This is a genomic window from Halobellus sp. H-GB7 (assembly GCF_030848585.1).
In the GTDB taxonomy this organism is placed as follows: Archaea; Halobacteriota; Halobacteria; order Halobacteriales; family Haloferacaceae; genus Haloquadratum; species Haloquadratum inordinatus.
In genome coordinates this window covers 365,056-381,652 of record NZ_JAVDDW010000001.1, presented here as the reverse complement: position 1 = coordinate 381,652, position 16,597 = coordinate 365,056, and the positions used below count along the sequence as shown (strand labels likewise).

Sequence of the window (16,597 nt, the reverse complement as noted above, 5' to 3'; positions counted from 1 at the left end):
GGACCCCCTACTCGGGAGTGAGTTAAAAAGACCGACGATGAGCCGGCCGGCGTAACGAGGGGTCTACTGGACCTTCGTTCCGGGGACGGCGTCGCCGTGGGTGGTCAGGAGATCGGCCTGATCGCCCGCCGCGAGCAGCATCCCGTTGGATTCGACGCCGAACAGTTCGGCTTTCTCCAAGTTGGCGACGACGACGATCTTCGTGCCAGGGAGCGAATCCAGGTCGTGGAGCTGTTTGATCCCGGCGACGATCTGGCGCTCTTCGACGCCGATGTCGACCGTCAGCTTCGCGAGTTTGTCGGCGCCTTCGACACCCTCGGCGGCGACGATCTCGCCCACGCGGATGTCGAGATCCTGGAAGTCCTCGAAGCTGATCCGCTCGTCGGCGATCGGTTCGAGGTCGGCCACTGCTTCCTCGGTCGGCTCGTCGCCGTCGCCAGTACCTGCGTCGGCCTCGTCGTCCGCGTCGGCCTCGGCCTCGCCGTCTTCGGTCGCAGCGTCGACTCGCGCTTCGAGTTTCTCGTTCAGTTCCTCGACGCGCTCCTCGGGGATCTTCTCGAACAGTTCCGTCGGTTCGTCGAACGCCGCGGCCGGGGCGTCGAGCGCGGCGTCGGTGCCGACGGCGTGGACGTCGCCGTCCTCGTTGAGGTCGTCCCAGAGGTTCTCGGCCGCTTCGGGCGTGACCGGCTCGAAGAGCACGGCGACGGCCTTCGCGATCTGGACGCAGTCACGGATGACCTGCGCCTTCTCGGGGTCGTCGTCGTCGAGCTTCCAGGGTTCGTTCCGCTGGATGTACTCGTTGCCGAACTGCGCGAGGCGGACGGCGGCGTCGCCGACCTCGCGGACCGAGTACTCGTTGACGCCGGCCTCGAACTCGGCCATCGCCGTCTCGATGCGCTCACGGACCGACTCCGAGAGGTCGACGTCGGGCGTGCCGCCGAACTCGCGGGCGGCGAAGAGCAGCGAGCGGTACGCGAAGTTGCCGACCGTGCCGACGAGTTCGTTGTTCACGCGCTCGCGGAAGCGCGCCCACGAGAAGTCGACGTCCTGCTGGAAGCCGCCGTTGGTCGCGAGGTAGTAGCGCAGGAGGTCGGGACGGAAGCCCTCCTCGAGGTACTCGTCGGCCCAGACCGCGCGGTTTCGCGAGGTCGAGAAGCCCTTGCCCTCCAGCGTGATGAATCCGGAGGCCATCACGGCGCGGGGTTCGACGTAGCCCGAGGCGTGGAGCATCGCCGGCCAGAACACCGTGTGGTGCTGGATGATGTCGCGGCCGATGATGTGGACGATGTCGCCGTCCTCGCGCCAGGCCGTCTCCCAGTCGAAGACGTCGGGGCCGACGCGTTCGGTGTACTGCTTCGTCGAGGAGATGTACTCGATCGGCGCGTCGACCCAGACGTAGAGGACGAGGTCCTCCTCGCCGGGGTAGTCGACGCCCCACTCCATATCGCGGGTGATACACCAGTCCTGGAGATCGCCCTCGATCCACTCGCGGGGCTGATTCTGCGCGTTCGAGGTGCCTTCCAGGCGGTCGATGAACTCGCCGAGGTACTCCTGCAGGTCGGAGACGGCGAAGAACTTGTGCTCTCGGTTTCGGTACTCCGCTGAGTTGCCCGTGATCGTCGAGACGGGATCTTCGATCTCGCCGGGTTCGAGGTGGCGACCGCAGCCCTCGTCGCACTCGTCGCCGCGGGCGTGCTCGCCGCAGTAGGGGCAGGTTCCCTCGACGAAGCGGTCGGGGAGCCACTGGTCGGCGTCGGGGTCGTAGGCGACCGGGATCTCCTTCTCGTAGACGTAGCCCTCCGCTTCGAGAGTCCGGACGATCTCCTGGGTCGTCTCCGTGTTCGTCGCGTCGTCCGTGTGCCCGTAGTTGTCGAACTCGACGTCGAACTTCGGGAAGGTCTCCTCGTATTGTTCGTGGTGTCGGAGCGCGAACTCCTCGGGCGTGACGCCCTCCTGGGCGGCGTTGACGGCGACCGGGGTGCCGTGCATATCCGACCCGCAGACGAACGCGGTCTGCTGGCCGAGTCGCTTCAGCGCGCGACTGTAGATGTCGCCGCCGACGTACGTTCGGAGGTGGCCGATGTGCAGGTCGCCGTTGGCGTACGGCAGGCCGCAGGTCACCACCGCCGGGTTCTCGGTGGGAAAGTCCTCGTGGCTCATAGGGGGTACTCTCAGCGGCGGCACCAAAATCCCGCTGATTCGGAGTCGCCGGCGGGCCGCCTCTCAGTGGCGAGGGCGACCCCGACTAGACGATCGACAGCACGGTACCGACGCCGACGACGGTGACGACGAGGCGGCCGACGCTCCCGACGAACGTCGCGGCCGCGAACTTCACGTAATCCTCTTCGAGCACGGCGAACGCGTAGATCGAGAGGGTGTCCGGGAAGAACGGGATCGAGAGCGCGACCGCAAGACCGGCGTAGCCCCACTTCTGTGCGATGTCGACGGTGCGGCGCTCGGACCACTCGATCACGTCGAACCGGGACCGCCGCAGGAACCGGATGACCGGTCCCGCCTCCTTGACCTCCTGGCCGATGTGGAACGCGAAGACGCTGCCCGCGGCCTTTCCGACGCCGGTCACGAGCGTGATGACCGCGAGTCGTCCCGTCTCCGAGAGGCCGAGATTCAGCGGCGCGAGCAGAACGATCTCGCTCACCCCGGGCAGCGCGAACGCGATGAGGAACGAGTAGACGAAGATGATGCCCAGCCCGGGCCATCCCGTCGCCGTCTCGACCGCCGCCGAGAGCCAACCGAAGTCGGGCAACAGGTCACTCGCGAGCGCGAGACCGACAGTGCTGGCCGTGTCGACGACGGGCTCGAGCGGTACTGCCGTGACAGGGAGGGACACGTTACCGGAGAGTGAGTCGCACGGGGTCGTAAGTCTTGAGTTTCCGGGCGAAATCGGCGCCGTAGACGCGAGCGCGGCTACCGGATCTCGTCGAGATCCGACAGGAAGGCGTGGAGCACGTCCCGGGTGACGTGTGGCATCACGACGATCCGAGCCAACCCCGAACCGGTGCGGGAGAGTCGCCAGCCCCGGTCACGGATCCGCTCGAACGTCGGGGCGTCGACGTCGGCGACGACGATCGGGAGTGCCACGTCGGCGACGTCGTAGCCGCGCTCCCGGAGTTCGGTCGCCAGCCACCGCGCGAGACGGTCGGCGCGCTCGTACTCGCGGCGGTAGCCGTCAGGCCACAGTGCGTCCATCGCGGCGACGGCGCCCGCGACACCGGCCCCGCTCCGCGTCCCCGTCAGCGACGCCTGCGAGGTCGACTCCAGATACGGAGTATCGACCGCGAGCGCGTCGACGCCTGCGCGTTCGCGGAACAGGAGGCCGCCGGCGGGGATGACCGCCCGCCCGCACTTGTGAGGGTCGATCGTCAGCGAGTCGATCGGCGCGTGCGCGAAGCTCCACTCGTAGTCGGTGAAGGGGAGCAGAAAGCCACCCCACGCGGCGTCGACGTGACAGTACGCGCCGGCGTCGTGAGCGATTCTGGTGAGTTCCGGAATCGGGTCGACACGGCCGTACTCGGTGGTTCCGGCGACGCCGAGCACTAACACCGTCTGGTCGTCGACGGCGGCCCGCACGCCGTCGAGGTCGACGCGGTGGGCGTCGTCGGTCGGAACCGAACGTAACTCCACGTCGAGGATGTCGGCAGCCTTGGGAAACGAAAAGTGCGCGCTCTCGGGGACGACGACGTTCGGGTGCTCGACGTCCCGACGGTTCCGAGCGGAGCGGAGCGCCTGGATGTTCGCCTCGGTCCCGCCGCTCGTGATGTATCCATACGGGGCGTCGGCCGCTGGTCGACCGGCGCCCGCTCGTGACGACGAAGGGGCTGTAGCTGCGTCGTCGAGGCCGGCGAGCCGCCCGAGTCCGGCCACCGCGCGCGATTCGAGGTCGGCGACTTCGGCGTACGTCGCCGGATCCCCCGGGTTCGTCGCGAGAAATCGCTCCGCCGCGTCCCGCGCGGCGGGATGTGGCTCCGTGCACATCGACGAAAGAACCCGGTCGAACTCTTGCGGGGCCGCCCGCTGCATAGCGCCGTTTAGTTCCCGTCCGCGTTTAGTGGTTCCGTTTAGTGATCAGACCAGGGAGTACCGGAGATCAGCGAACGGAATCGAGCAGGAGGCGCTGTTCGACCCGCTTGACCTCGTGCTGGACATCGCGAACGGCGTCGATGTTCGCCGAAACCGACGAGACGCCCTTCTCGACGAGGAACTGGACCATCTGCGGTTTCGAGCCTGCCTGCCCGCAGATACTCGTGCGGACGTCGAGGTCCCGGCACGTCTCGATGGTGTCGCCGATGAGCTTCAGAACTGCCGGGTGTAGCTCGTCGAAGCGGTCGGCGACGCGCTCGTTGTTGCGGTCGACCGCGAGCGTGTACTGCGTGAGGTCGTTCGTCCCGAAGGAGACGAAGTCGATGCCGGTTTCAGCCATCGACTCGACTTCGAGCGCGGCCGCCGGCGTCTCGATCATCACGCCCCACTCGCGCTTCGTGGGGTCGATGCCGGCCTGTTCCATCAGATTCCGTGCACGGAAGACGTCCTCGGCGTCGTTGACGAGCGGGAACATCACCTCGACGTTGTCGTAGCCCATCTCGAAGATCCGCCGGAACGCCTCCAGCTCGTGCTCGAACAGATCCGGGTTGTCGAGCGAGCGGCGGATGCCGCGGTATCCGAGCATCGGGTTGTGCTCGTGTGGCTCGTCGTCGCCGCCCTCCAACTGGCGGAACTCGTCGGTCGGCGCGTCGAGCGTGCGGACGCGGACGGGACGCGGGTAGAACGCCTCGGCGGCGGTTCGGATGCCGTCGACGAGTTCGTCGACGTACGCCCGCTCGCCGTTCTCGGCAATGTACTTCGTTGGCGTCTTGCCGAGCGAGAGCACCATATGCTCGATGCGGAGGAGTCCAACCCCGTCGGCGCCCGTCGCGGCGGCGCGCTCTGCGGCTTCGGGGATCGAAACGTTGACCTTCACTTCGGTCGCCGTCATCGGTTTCACGGGCGTCTTCGGTCGCGCCTCCTCGATGGGTTCGGGCGCCTCTTTCTCGGGCTCTGCACCCTCGCGAACCGTTCCCTTGTCACCGTCGATCGTGATCGGCTGGCCGTCTTCCAGTTGCCGGGTGGCCGAGCCGGCGCCGACGACCGCCGGAACGCCGAGCTCGCGCGAGACGATCGCGGCGTGGGAAGTCATCCCGCCCTCGTCGGTGACGATGCCCGACGCGCGCTTCATCGCGGGCACCATATCAGGCATCGTCATCTCAGTCACGATGATGTCGCCCTCGCCGACCTGGTCGAGGTGGTCGAGTTTCGTGACGATCCGGGCCTCACCGGAGGCGATCCCGGGACTCGATCCGAGCCCGCGGAAGAGGACGTCGCCGGACTGGGAGGAGTCGCCGGACTGGACCTGTCCGCCGTTCGCCCCGGCGGCCGCCTCGGCGGACTCCTCGTCGTCGGAGATCGTCGTGATCGGCCGCGACTGGAGCATATACACCTCGCCCTCGTGGATCGCCCACTCGACGTCCTGCGGCGTTCCGTAGTGGTCTTCGACGCGCTCACCGAGCGCGACGAGTTCTTCGATCTCCTCGTCGGAGAGCACGCGTGCGCTCCGCTTTTCGTCGGGGACCTCCGTCTCGATGGTCTCGCCGGTCTCCTCGTCTTTGACCATCATCATCTTCTTGTCGGCGACCGTGATGGTCTCGACTTCGGCAGTGTCTCGGTCGATGACGTAGTTGTCCGGGGAGACAGACCCGGAGACGACCGCTTCGCCGAGTCCCCACGCGGCTTCGATGATGATCTGCGGCTCGCCCGTCGAGGGGTGCGAGGTGAACAGCACGCCGGACTTCTCGGCGTCGACCATCTCCTGTACGACGACGGCGATGTCGACCTGGTCGTGCGGGAAGCCCTGTCGGTTCCGGTAGTAGATCGCTCGCTGGGAGAACAGCGACGCCCAGCACTCCTTGACACGCTCGACCAGTGCGTCCTCCTGGACGTTCAGGAAGGTCTCCTGTTGGCCGGCGAAAGACGCGTCCGGCAGGTCCTCGGCGGTTGCAGACGAACGGACGGCGACGAAGCGTTCGCCGTCGCCGAGGTCTTGGTACGCAGCGAGGATTCCCTCCCGAACGTCGTCGGGGACGGGAGTGTTCATAATAAGTTCGTGAGCACGTTCGTGAGCCTCACGAAGAGCCTCGGTGTCTTCGTGATCGACGTCGACAGCCGAAAACAGCTCCTCGTCGATGCCTGCGTCCTCGATGAATTCACGGTATGTCCCGGCGGTCACGACGAACCCCGAGGGAACAGGCAGCCCTGCCCCGGTGAGTTCGCCCAGCGAAGCCGCCTTTCCGCCGACGCTCTCGATGTCGGCGGACCGCACGTCGTCCAGCCAAGCTACAGCCATTAGCGTGTGCAAGTCCGCAGATATCACTAAAGTACTTTCCGAAGCGTGAGACGCCGAATAAAACGTACTCGGAAGCGAATTTTTAATATATAATAGGTGAGGATGCGTGGCGCGCTCGCTCTTCGGCTCCGGAGTACGACCCCCGGGCGAGAAATTCTTTAGGGACGGCGCCCTGTGTCTATACGTGCTTCCGGAGTGGGTCTCGTTGTTGCCGCCGTGGCTCGTCTTCGGCCTCCTCGGGGGCGGTATCGCCTCCGTCGTCGCCGCGGGCGTGTTCGTCGTAGGCGGACGCCTCTTTCCGGACGAGCCGACGCCCGCCGGCCACCGAATCGATGGCTCGACGCGCCGACGCGCGGAGATTCGCGAGTATCTCCGCGATATTTCCGAGCCGTTCGCCGAGGACCACGTCGTCCGCGGCGAGACGATCGAATTCTACTTGCCGCGCCGGGACGTCGCGATCACCTTCGACGCGCAGGCGTACTTCAGACTCGAACGCGCAGGGACCTACACCGTCCTCTGTGAGCACGAGATGCCGGTCCACGCCCTCGGCCGTCGACTCCCGTTCGACGTCCCCACCTTCACCCACGGTCCCCGCTCGAACGCCAGAGCGGATCCGGTCTCGGAGGCGTTCGACTACCTGGATCTCTCGCGGGGTGCCAGTCCCGAGGCCGTCAGGACCGCCTACCGCGACCGCGTGAAGTCCGTCCATCCGGATCACGGCGGCTCACAGGCGGAGTTCAAGCAGCTCCAAGAAGCGTACGCAACGGCACGAGAACACGCGAGCGAGTAAACCTGTCTCACTAAGAGACAGCCCCAGTGCCGCAGAAGCCCCGGTCTGCGCGAGGTTTTATATACGGAGCCGCGGCCAGACCGCGCGTAATGTAGCCCTCGCCACGGCGCGTCTCGCGGTTGCGTGGTACACCGCGCCGTGTGATTCGGAGACGGGCAGTCCCGTACCACCTGTTCGCCCGCATCGAGAGGCGTCGCTCGGTGTCAGTCCGCCCCGTCGCTGTCGCCCGCCTCGTTCGGATCGCCGGCCGCCGGCGTCGCCCCGTCACGTCCGGCTTCGGTTACCTCGTACAGGACGTCGCTGTCACGGAGTGCGTCCGTCACGCGCCCCACGTTGTCCGCCGTGGCCACGACGACGCTGTCGACACCGCGTGCGGCCGCCGCTGCGGCGACTTCGCCGGCAGCGAACGACGTTTCGACGTCGACCTCGGCTGCTCGAAGCGCGACGACCGCTTCGACTCCCGCCGCAACGACGACAGCCGCATCGGCACAGATCCCCGCCAACTCGTCCGGCGAAACCGCTCGGCTGCCGCCGGAGCGCGCCGACGGAACCTGAACGACGGTGACTTCGCCCGGCTCGATCTCGATGACGCCCTCGAAGCCAGTGATGCTCACGTCCTCGCCAGGGTCGGCGCTCGTCGTCGCGACGCCGGTCGCGGGACCGGAACCGCCCGGCGAGGCGTGCAGCAGTCCGTCGCGGAGCGACAACGTCACCGTGTCACCAGTCTCGATCGTCGCCGTCGCGATGGCGGCATCCTCCTGGACGCTTTCGAGCACGTCGTCGGTGACGTGCTCGGCGAATCGCTGGAGCCCTTTGGCCTCCTGGAACAGCCAGTCGACGCCCTCTTTCGTCACGCGGTACCGCGACCGCGCTTCCTTCTCGACGTAGCCGTCGTCGACGAGTTCTCGGATGTACTCGCTGACGGCCTGGCTCGTCACGCCGACGGCCTCGGCGATCTCACCCTGGCTCACCGCCGGTTGCCGGTCCGCGATTTCGACGAGGATGCGAAACCGCGTCGCAGTCCGCTTGTCTTCGAGGGCTCCGCTCATACTGGCGTCCTTGCAGGCCGCCGAGAAAAATCCCACCGGAACCCGACGAGCGGTGCGCCCAAGCCGCAGAGCACAGTTGCGTAGTCACGCTATCGTCATCGACGCGTGCTCTCACTGCCATCGTCGGTGCGTGCTCCCGCTGCCGTCACCGATATGACCGCCCCATCCGTACGTCGACCGTGGACGGCTTCCAGTTTCTCCCGCGGAGCGTCTTCCTGCCGACCGCGGACGCGCTCGTCGTCGCCGACCTCCACGTCGGGCGGAACGAAGCGTCAGACGTCGCGTTTCCGCTCGGTGAGCGTCGCGACCTGCTCGACCGACTCGGCGCGCTGCTCACCCGCGCAAAGCCGACAACCGTGGTCTTCGCCGGCGACGTGCTCCACCGGTTCGAGGCGGTCTCGGAGCGGAGTCGTGAGACGGTCGCCGAACTCGCAGCGGCGTGCCGCGAGGCTGGAAGCGATCCCGTGTTCGTTCGCGGGAATCACGACCCGATGTTGGATGCCGTCCGCGACGACGCCCGCGACGCCTACGTCGTCGCAGCGGACCCACGAACCGTAGTCTGTCACGGGCACGAGGAGCCGTCGCTCGACGCCGAGCAGTACGTGATCGGACACGACCACCCGGCGATCGACATCGAAGGGCAGCGGCGACCGTGTTTTCTCGACGCACCGGCCGCCTACGAGGGCGCGGACGTGCTGATGCTGCCCGCGTTCTCGCGACTGGCTGCGGGCGTCGAGGTCAACGACGCGCGCGGATCCGACCTCCAGTCACCACTCGTCCGCGACCTCGACGACGTCCGACCGACCATCTACGACGACGGGAGCGAGGAAGCCCTCACGTTTCCGCCGCTTGCGTCGTTTCGACGATTGCTCTGATAGGGGTTATCGTAAGTCTCCATAGATTTCTTGCCGGACGGTACGGCGAGAATCTCCGAACAGTTACGATAACCCCTATGAGTCCGTACGACGCCCCTCACGGATCGGGAGTCAGAAGTCCCACTCGACCGCTCTGGCCACCTCGCGACCGCTTCGCATCGCGCCCTGAATGGAGGACCACGCGGTGTAGTCACCGGCCAGATACGTCCGACCGCCCGGCGCGCGGTGATCCGGGAGCGTGTCGTGTACGCCCGGCGGTTGATCGAACTGCGCGAACTCGATCCGCTGGGTGCGGACGGGGTCGAGGTCCGCGAAGTCGCGGTCGGGGTACCACGACTCCAGGGTCAGGCGCGTCTCGTCGGCGAGGGCTCCAGCGTCGCGGTCGAGTGCGGCGTCGCCGAGGAACGTGGCGTTGAGTAGCGCCTCGCCGTCGGGTGCGTACTCCGGCGCGACCTCGGACATCGGCACGACCGTATTCGGCGACGGATCGCCGGCATTGAGCAGGAGCTTGCGCCGCGTCGTCGGCGCGACGTCGTCCGGAAGCCGGTAGTGCTGAGTCACGCACCCGCGAGCGTCAGTCGGGATCTCCGCGACGTCCGTGAGGCGTTTCGCCTCCTTGGGGTCGGTCGCGACGACGAGTGCGTCGGCGTCGATCGTCTCGGCGTCGGTCTCGACGGTGACGCCGTCGCCGTGGTCGGTCACCGATTCGACGCGTTCGGAGAGACGGATCGACGCGCCCGTGCTTCGCGCTCGCGCTGCCAACTGCTCCGGAATCGCGGCCATTCCGGCGGCCGGAACGGCGATGCGGCCATCCGAGAGCGCCTTGAACGTGTACTCGAAGACGCGTTTCGAGGTCGATAGCGACCGATCGAGCGTAATTCCGCCGTAGAAGGGGGCGACGAAGTTGTCGACGTAGTCGTCCGAAAAGCCCCACTCGCGGAGATACGAGCGGATCGATCGATCGGCGCTCCTGAAGATCTCGGATTCCGTCCGCGTGTCGACGTGCTGCCGAAGGAACAGCGTCCGGACCTTGTCGGTGAACGTCACCTCGTCGTTGCGGACCGACGCCGGCGCGGATCGAAGGTCGCGCAGCGGGTCCGAGAGGACGGAGCGTGATCCGGGCCGGGCGATGACTGCGCCGGGCGTGAAGTACCGGAGGTCGAGCGCCGCCAGATCTAGTTCCCGTCGGACGGCCGGATACGCGGTGAAAAGCACCTGAAATCCGCGGTCGAGAGTGAATCCGTCTCTCGTCTCCGTCCGGACGCGGCCACCGACGGTCGATCGGCGCTCCAGCACTGTCACATCTGCGCCTGCGGCGGCGAGTCGACGGGCGGCGACGAGCCCGGCCAGCCCTGCGCCGGCGACGACGACGGAAGCTCCGTTCATACGCGTCGTTTCGATCGCGGGACACAAAGAGACTGCGAGTGGGTCCCGGAGAGAAGTGAATAGGGATTTGTTCGTCGGATCGTAACTCCAGGTATGCAAACGAGCGAGGCGTTCTGCGGCCTAGTCTGTACGGCGACCGACGAGCGCTACGACGCGACTGCGACGGGCGAGAGCGACGCCGGCGCACGGCTCGAAGCCGCGTACGACTACGACGCCGTCGAGTGGTCCGACGAGGCGCTCGCGGACGCACCGCGGTCGATGTGGCGCTACAGCGACCTGCTCGCGTTCGAATCGCCGGTCACGGCCGACGAGGGCGGCACGCTGCTCGTCGCCGCGCCGACGCTGGCCGAGGAAGTCGGTCTCGGCGAACTCTCGATCAAAGACGAGAGCCGCAACCCGACCGGAACGGTTCTCGACCGGGGGCTGGCGCCGGCGGTGACGGCGGCGCGCGAAGCCGACGCGGACCTCGTCGCGCTCGCGACGCCGGGGAACGCGGGGCAGTCGGCGGCGTCCTACGCCGGGATGGCCGACATCCGCTCGTACGCGTTCGTCCCCTCCCGCGCGCCGTTCTCGAACAAGGCGATGGTGAACGTCCACGGCGGGGAGATGCGAGTCGCGGGCGGGCGCTACCCCGACGCGGAGGCCGCACTCCACGAACAGTTGCAGTCGGAGTGGTACACGCTGCAGGAGTTCGACAATCCGCACCGACACGACGGTATCAAGACGGTCGCCTTCGAGATCGCGGAGTCTGTCGATTGGGCGCTCCCGGACGCCGTCGTCCTTCCGGCGGGGACGGGTGAGGTGGTCGCGGGCGTCGTGAAGGGCTTCCGCGAACTCCGCGAGGTCGGGATGACCGACGACGTGCCGCCGGTGTATGCGGCCCAGCCCGCCGGCTGTGCGCCGCTCGTCGCCGCGCACGATCGCGGTGCCGACACGATCGAACCCTGGGAGTCGCCGGACACCATCGTCGGCGAACTGGAGATTCCCGAGCCGAACGGTGCGGAGCCGGCGCTCGACGCCGTCGCGGAGACCGGCGGCGGATTCGTGGCCGTCGACGACGAGAACAGCCTCGAAAGCGCTGTCGTGGCCGCTCAGAAGGCAGGATTAGAGGTTGGCGCCGCCGGCGGAGTCGCGGTCGCGGCGGCCGGCGAACTCGCTGCCGACGGCGTGTTCGGCCCCGACGATCACGTCGTCGTCGTCAACACGGAATCCGGAACCAAGACCGCAGACGTGCTCCGGAGCCATTTGATGGGAAAAGGGATCTGAGTTAGAACACTCACGCAGAATCGTTTGGACCGACAGATTATTAATTTTGACTAGTCTAAATCGTCGTATGTTGAGCGACGTGATGGAAGACTATCTCAAAACGATCTACCAGATTCAGGCTCGATCCGGGCCGCCCGTCTCCACCTCTGCGGTCGCAGACGCCCTCGAGAAGACCCCGCCGACGGTGACGAGTATGCTCGGGAATCTCGAAGACCGCGGGCTCGTGACGCGCGAGAAGTACAAAGGAGCCGAACTCACCCCCGAAGGAGAGACGGTCGCACTGGAGATTCTCCGCCATCACCGCCTCCTCGAAGCGTACCTCGCAGAGCATCTTGATTACTCCTGGAGCGAGGTCCACGACGAGGCCGACGCGCTGGAACACCACATCAGCGAAGAGTTCGAGCGTCGCGTCGCGGAGGCGCTCGACGATCCGATCGTCGACCCGCACGGCGATCCGATTCCGTCCGCTGATCTCGCCCCGCTCGAAGACGACGAGGCGACGCCCCTGACGGCCCACGAGGTCGACGACCGCGTCGTCGTCTCGCGCGTCAGCGACCGCGACCGCGACGAACTCGAATATCTTGCTGACGCGGGGATCACACCCGGGACGACGCTCGAAGTTGTCGGCGTCGCCCCCTTCGGAATGGTCACGGTGCGAACCGGATCAGACGCCGAACAGAGTCTCCCAGAATCTGTGGCCGAAGCGATCTACGTTCGTCCTGCGACCGATGCGGCGCCAGCCGGCGGTTCGACTGAGGTGAGCGACGCGTGAGTACCTACCTCGAAATCCTGATCGTCGCGTTCGTCGCTCAGTTGGCCGTCCTCCCCGGAGAGAAGGTGCAGTTCATCATCGCGGGGCTCTCGACCCGGTACGACCCGCGGATCGTCGTGGCCGCCGCAGGGTCGGCGTTCGCCGGCTGGACCGCAATCGAGATCCTCTTCGGGCGGGCACTTCAGTCAGCCTTGCCGCCGGTCGTCCTCGATGCAGTGACGGCGGCGCTGTTTTTGACGTTCGCGGTCCTCCTGTACCGTTCGGCTCCGAAGGCCGCCGGTGGCTCCGGACTCGACGGGACGAGCGTTACCGATGGGGGCTTCGCAGAGTTGGCAGACCTCGATCTCCCGCGCCCGCTCGATCGGTACGCCGGTTCCTTCGGCGGATTCCTCCCCATTTTCGTGATGATGGTCACCGGCGAGTTCGGCGACAAGACGCAGTTGGTAACGATCGGGCTGGCCGTCCAGTACGGCGCGACCTCGGCGATCTGGGCCGGCGAGATGCTCGCGATCATTCCGATCAGCCTCGCGAACGCGTATCTGTTCCACACCTTCGCGCACAAGTTCAATATGCGCAAGGCCCACTTCGGCTCCGCGATCCTGTTCGCCTTCTTCGGGCTGGATACGGTCCTCTCGATCGTCACCGGCTTCTCCGTCTGGGAGACGTTCATCGGGACGGTGACCGCCGCCGCGACCGGGCTCGTGTAACTGGGCGGGCCCGTGCGACTGGCCGGTCGCACTCGATGCACTGCGGTCCGACGTAGTGCCTGCCGCGCCTTCGGATCTTTTTTCTCGATACCACTCGTGAGATGGGACGATGACGAGTCTCGTTGCAACCCTCTCGGCCGGTATCGTATTCGGGGTTGCCCTCGCTGCGCCGCCCGGACCGATGAACGCAATTATCGCCGAGGAGAGCGTCGTGCGCGGCTGGCTCGCCGGGTTCAAGGCGGGTCTCGGCGCGATGAGCGCCGACGCGATCTTCTTCGTCCTCGCGGCGCTCGGCGTCGTCGCGTTCGTCGAGCGGTTCCCGCTCCTGCGGGCGGGGATGGTCGGCGTTGGCGGCGTCCTGATGCTGTACTTCGCCTACGGCGCAGCCAGCGACATCCAATCGTCGTTCCGGGCCGGCGGCGGCGCCACGGACGACTCCGACCCGCGCATCGGGACCGGATTCCGCAAGGCGTTCGTCCTCGCCCTCACCAACCCCTATCAGATCCTCTTTTGGCTCACGATCGGGGTCGGGCTGCTCCAGCCAGGCACGCTCGACGTGCTCGCACAGACGCCGTACGTCGGCTCCTCGCTCGCCGGCATTCTGGTCGTCAACACCGGATCGCCGGCCCTAGTCGCGGGCTTCTTCGGCGGAATCGTCGTGTGGGTCACCGGCTTCCCGGCCGCGCTCGTCAGCGCAGAGCGCCGCGTCGAGGCCTTCGCCCCGATCGTCGCCGGCGTCAGCGCCGTCGTCCTCGCCGGGTTCGGCGTTCTGTTCCTAGCGCAGAGCATCGCCGCGCTGTCGTGAACGAGCGCGAGGCGCGTGCAGTCGGATGAGGGAAGACGTGCAACCGCCACTATCGCATTCGGTCCAGATTGGGCACAAGGTATGTATACTCAGGAACATAACTATCTAGTATGTCACAACCGCCCGAAGAGCGCGTTGACGAAACGACGACGTGGCCCGAACTCGCGATCGGCCTCTACGATCGCCTAACTGGACGAGGCGCCGAGATCACGTACGAATTCGAGGATATGTCGGTCGAAGTGCCCAGCGGGACGGGGCCGGACGCGGAGCACGCCACGTGGCTCGTCGACGGCACCGTCCGGATCACGACCAGAGAGCGTGAGTGATTCCCACGTAGACGAGCGGTTCACGCCGCTTTCGGTGGACGCAGACCTGACGATCGAGGTCGCTGGGACGCAGGCGGACGTGCGATCGATCGGCGAACGAGTGTTCGTGATGTTCCCCTCATTACTCGGCGCCGTTCAGGCGTTCCGAAGACTCCCCGGCGGGTCTGAGAAGCGGCTCAGCGAACTGCTTTCTCGGACTGACCTCACCGTCGAGTTCCGTGTCCGCGACCGGACCGTGGCGGTTTCTGGCGCCGGAGCCCGACCGGGGCTACTCTCCGAACTGCTCGGTGTCGAGACGGTCGAGATCCGAGTGAGCGGAATCGCTGGAGCAGTCAGGCGCGGTGTCGCCGCCGCAATAGAAGCGGTATAAACACAACTGCTCCACGAACCAGTATATTCTAACGGCCCCATCGGGTACGGTACGTATGTTCGAGAAGACGACGTGGATCAAACTTCCGCGAAACGTCCTCGTCGGTCACGGCGTCCTCGACGACCTCTCAGACGCGCTGGCGGAGCTCTATCTCTCGGGCCGCCCGCTGGTCGTGACGAGTTCGACGCCGGACAGCCTGGTCGGCGACCGCGTCCGCGCCCAGTTCGACGATCCAGCGACCGTCACGGTCGATACGGCCAGCTTCGAGGCCGTCGAGCACGTCATCGACGCTGCCGAGGCGGCCGACGCGGGCTATCTCGTCGGCCTCGGCGGCGGCAAACCGATCGACACCGCGAAGATGGCGTCCGATCGGCTCGACTGCGGATTCGTCTCCGTTCCGACTGCGGCGAGCCACGACGGGATCGTCTCCGGGCGCTCGTCAATCCCGGAAGGTGACACCCGGCACTCGGTCGCGGCCGACCCGCCGCTCGCCGTCGTCGCCGACACGGAAATCCTCGCGGAAGCGCCCTGGGAACTCACGACGGCTGGCTGTGCGGATATCGTCTCGAATTACACGGCGGTGAAAGACTGGAAGCTCGCGCACCGGCTGAAGAACGTCGAGTACAGCGAGTACGCGGGCGCGCTCTCACAGATGACCGCGGAGATGCTCGTCGAATCCTCCGACGCGATCAAACCCGGGTTCGAGGAGTCGGCGTGGCTGGTCGCGAAAGCGCTCGTCTCCTCGGGCGTGGCGATGTCGATCGCTGGATCCTCCCGGCCCGCCTCGGGCGCAGAGCACCTCATCTCACACCAACTCGACCGACTCGTCCCCGGTCGTGCGCTCCACGGCCACCAGGTTGGCGTCGCCGCCGTCGTCACCGAGTACCTCCACTCGGGCGAACGCGGCGAGTGGGCCGACATCCGCGACGCTCTCGACGATGTGGGCGCGCCGACCACCGCCGGCGAACTCGGCATCGACGACGCGACGTTCTTGGAAGCGGTGACGACTGCGCACACGATCCGCGACCGCTACACGATCCTCGGCGACGGCGTCAGCGAGGCGGCCGCGCGCGAAGCCGCGACATTCACCGGCGTCATCTGAGCGTCTCCCACCATCGCGCACATCCCACGCACGGCGTCCACGATCGGTCCTCGATCCGAAGACGGAATACGGCAGAGTCCTCACCCCACGGTATGGCAACTTCGAGCGCCGACAACGCGGCGAAGCGGCACCCGTTGGCCGTCACTGCCGTGCTCTCGGTCGTCGGATACGCTGCCGTCGTCGGCACCTTTCTCGGACTCGTTCCGGGGAGCGTCTTCCCCGAACTATCGCTGCGTGCGGTGAACCGGCTCTCGGACGCGATCGCTCTCGTGAACGCGATTAACGTCGTCGTGATCGCCGCCGGCTGGCGGTGGATCCGCCGCGACGAGGTGAAAAAGCACGCGACTGCGATGGTGACCTCGTTCGTCCTGATCCTCGTGTTCCTCGTGATGTATCTCACGAAAATCGGCGGCGGGGGCACGAAGGAGTTCGTCGGGCCGGCGTTCGCGTACTACCCCTACCTGGCGATGCTCGCGATCCACATCATCCTCTCCATCATTTCGGTGCCGGTAGTGCTGTACGCGCTCGTGCTCGGTCTGACCCACTCGCCGACGGAACTTCGGACCGAGACGCCGCACCGTCGCGTCGGCCGGATCGCCGCGGGCGCGTGGCTGCTCTCGCTCGCGCTCGGCGTCGTCACCTACCTGTTGCTGAACCACGTCTACAGTTGGGAGTACATCGAAGCCGCCGCTGCGGCTCTGATCTTCGTCTGATTGGATTCGGCTCGTCGTCTGTCGGGCCGTCGACTCGTCGGG

16 protein-coding genes are annotated in these 16,597 nt (G+C 66.6%); 10 read left to right on the top strand and 6 right to left on the bottom strand.

The window, feature by feature from the left end; genetic code table 11:
- Positions 1–63 precede the first annotated feature (63 nt).
- The 4 genes from metG to ppsA all read right to left on the bottom strand — a co-directional run bounded on the left by metG (position 64) and on the right by ppsA (position 6,394).
- Entirely contained in the window at positions 64–2,160 is a 2,097-nt protein-coding gene (gene metG / locus RBH22_RS02065; RefSeq protein ID WP_306676396.1) for a methionine--tRNA ligase, read from the bottom strand.
- A gap of 85 nt (positions 2,161–2,245) precedes the next feature.
- Positions 2,246–2,767 (bottom strand): VTT domain-containing protein, encoded by a 522-nt coding sequence (locus RBH22_RS02060; protein ID WP_256546611.1) that lies wholly within the window; start codon positions 2,765–2,767, stop codon positions 2,246–2,248.
- A gap of 158 nt (positions 2,768–2,925) precedes the next feature.
- The gene (gene mfnA / locus RBH22_RS02055) at positions 2,926–4,038 is read right to left on the bottom strand and encodes a tyrosine decarboxylase MfnA (RefSeq protein ID WP_256288047.1); all 1,113 of its coding nucleotides are present in this window, start codon (positions 4,036–4,038) and stop codon (positions 2,926–2,928) included.
- Positions 4,039–4,105: 67 nt separating this feature from the next.
- The gene (gene ppsA / locus RBH22_RS02050; protein WP_256544676.1) at positions 4,106–6,394 is read right to left on the bottom strand and encodes a phosphoenolpyruvate synthase; all 2,289 of its coding nucleotides are present in this window, start codon (positions 6,392–6,394) and stop codon (positions 4,106–4,108) included.
- Between the two features lie 184 nt (positions 6,395–6,578).
- Here ppsA and RBH22_RS02045 point away from each other — a divergent pair, with 184 nt between their 5' ends.
- Positions 6,579–7,184 (top strand): J domain-containing protein, encoded by a 606-nt coding sequence (locus tag RBH22_RS02045; RefSeq protein ID WP_256288045.1) that lies wholly within the window; start codon positions 6,579–6,581, stop codon positions 7,182–7,184.
- Positions 7,185–7,387: 203 nt separating this feature from the next.
- Here the strand turns inward: RBH22_RS02045 and RBH22_RS02040 are convergent, their stop codons facing one another.
- Entirely contained in the window at positions 7,388–8,233 is an 846-nt protein-coding gene (locus RBH22_RS02040) for a MarR family transcriptional regulator (protein ID WP_306676395.1), read from the bottom strand.
- 179 nt (positions 8,234–8,412) lie between these two features.
- Here RBH22_RS02040 and RBH22_RS02035 point away from each other — a divergent pair, with 179 nt between their 5' ends.
- Positions 8,413–9,108, top strand: coding sequence for a metallophosphoesterase (locus RBH22_RS02035; RefSeq protein WP_306676394.1), 696 nt, complete (start codon positions 8,413–8,415; stop codon positions 9,106–9,108).
- A gap of 111 nt (positions 9,109–9,219) precedes the next feature.
- On the opposite strand, the gene RBH22_RS02030 is transcribed toward RBH22_RS02035, so the two are convergent.
- Positions 9,220–10,494 (bottom strand): NAD(P)/FAD-dependent oxidoreductase, encoded by a 1,275-nt coding sequence (locus RBH22_RS02030; RefSeq protein WP_256544672.1) that lies wholly within the window; start codon positions 10,492–10,494, stop codon positions 9,220–9,222.
- A 93-nt stretch (positions 10,495–10,587) separates the two neighbouring features.
- Here RBH22_RS02030 and RBH22_RS02025 point away from each other — a divergent pair, with 93 nt between their 5' ends.
- The 8 genes from RBH22_RS02025 to RBH22_RS01990 all read left to right on the top strand — a co-directional run bounded on the left by RBH22_RS02025 (position 10,588) and on the right by RBH22_RS01990 (position 16,555).
- Positions 10,588–11,760 (top strand): pyridoxal-phosphate dependent enzyme, encoded by a 1,173-nt coding sequence (locus tag RBH22_RS02025; protein ID WP_306676393.1) that lies wholly within the window; start codon positions 10,588–10,590, stop codon positions 11,758–11,760.
- Positions 11,761–11,827: 67 nt separating this feature from the next.
- A complete protein-coding gene (locus RBH22_RS02020) occupies positions 11,828–12,532 on the top strand; it encodes a metal-dependent transcriptional regulator (RefSeq protein ID WP_256544670.1) in 705 nt (234 codons plus the stop codon).
- Positions 12,529–13,239, top strand: a complete 711-nt coding sequence (locus RBH22_RS02015; RefSeq protein ID WP_306676392.1) for a TMEM165/GDT1 family protein — start codon at positions 12,529–12,531, stop codon at positions 13,237–13,239. Before RBH22_RS02020 ends, RBH22_RS02015 begins: the two co-directional genes overlap by 4 nt.
- A 109-nt stretch (positions 13,240–13,348) precedes the next feature.
- Positions 13,349–14,044, top strand: coding sequence for a LysE family transporter (locus RBH22_RS02010; protein ID WP_256544668.1), 696 nt, complete (start codon positions 13,349–13,351; stop codon positions 14,042–14,044).
- A 110-nt stretch (positions 14,045–14,154) separates the two neighbouring features.
- Positions 14,155–14,370 carry a hypothetical protein gene (locus RBH22_RS02005; RefSeq protein WP_256288037.1) on the top strand — a complete coding sequence of 72 codons (216 nt, stop codon included), beginning with the start codon at positions 14,155–14,157 and terminating at the stop codon, positions 14,368–14,370.
- Positions 14,363–14,740 (top strand): hypothetical protein, encoded by a 378-nt coding sequence (locus tag RBH22_RS02000; protein WP_306676391.1) that lies wholly within the window; start codon positions 14,363–14,365, stop codon positions 14,738–14,740. Before RBH22_RS02005 ends, RBH22_RS02000 begins: the two co-directional genes overlap by 8 nt.
- A 55-nt stretch (positions 14,741–14,795) precedes the next feature.
- On the top strand, positions 14,796–15,842 hold the full coding sequence (locus RBH22_RS01995) for an NAD(P)-dependent glycerol-1-phosphate dehydrogenase (protein ID WP_121568077.1): 1,047 nt from the start codon (positions 14,796–14,798) through the stop codon (positions 15,840–15,842).
- 92 nt (positions 15,843–15,934) lie between these two features.
- On the top strand, positions 15,935–16,555 hold the full coding sequence (locus RBH22_RS01990) for a DUF420 domain-containing protein (protein ID WP_256544665.1): 621 nt from the start codon (positions 15,935–15,937) through the stop codon (positions 16,553–16,555).
- The last annotated feature ends 42 nt before the right edge of the window (positions 16,556–16,597 follow it).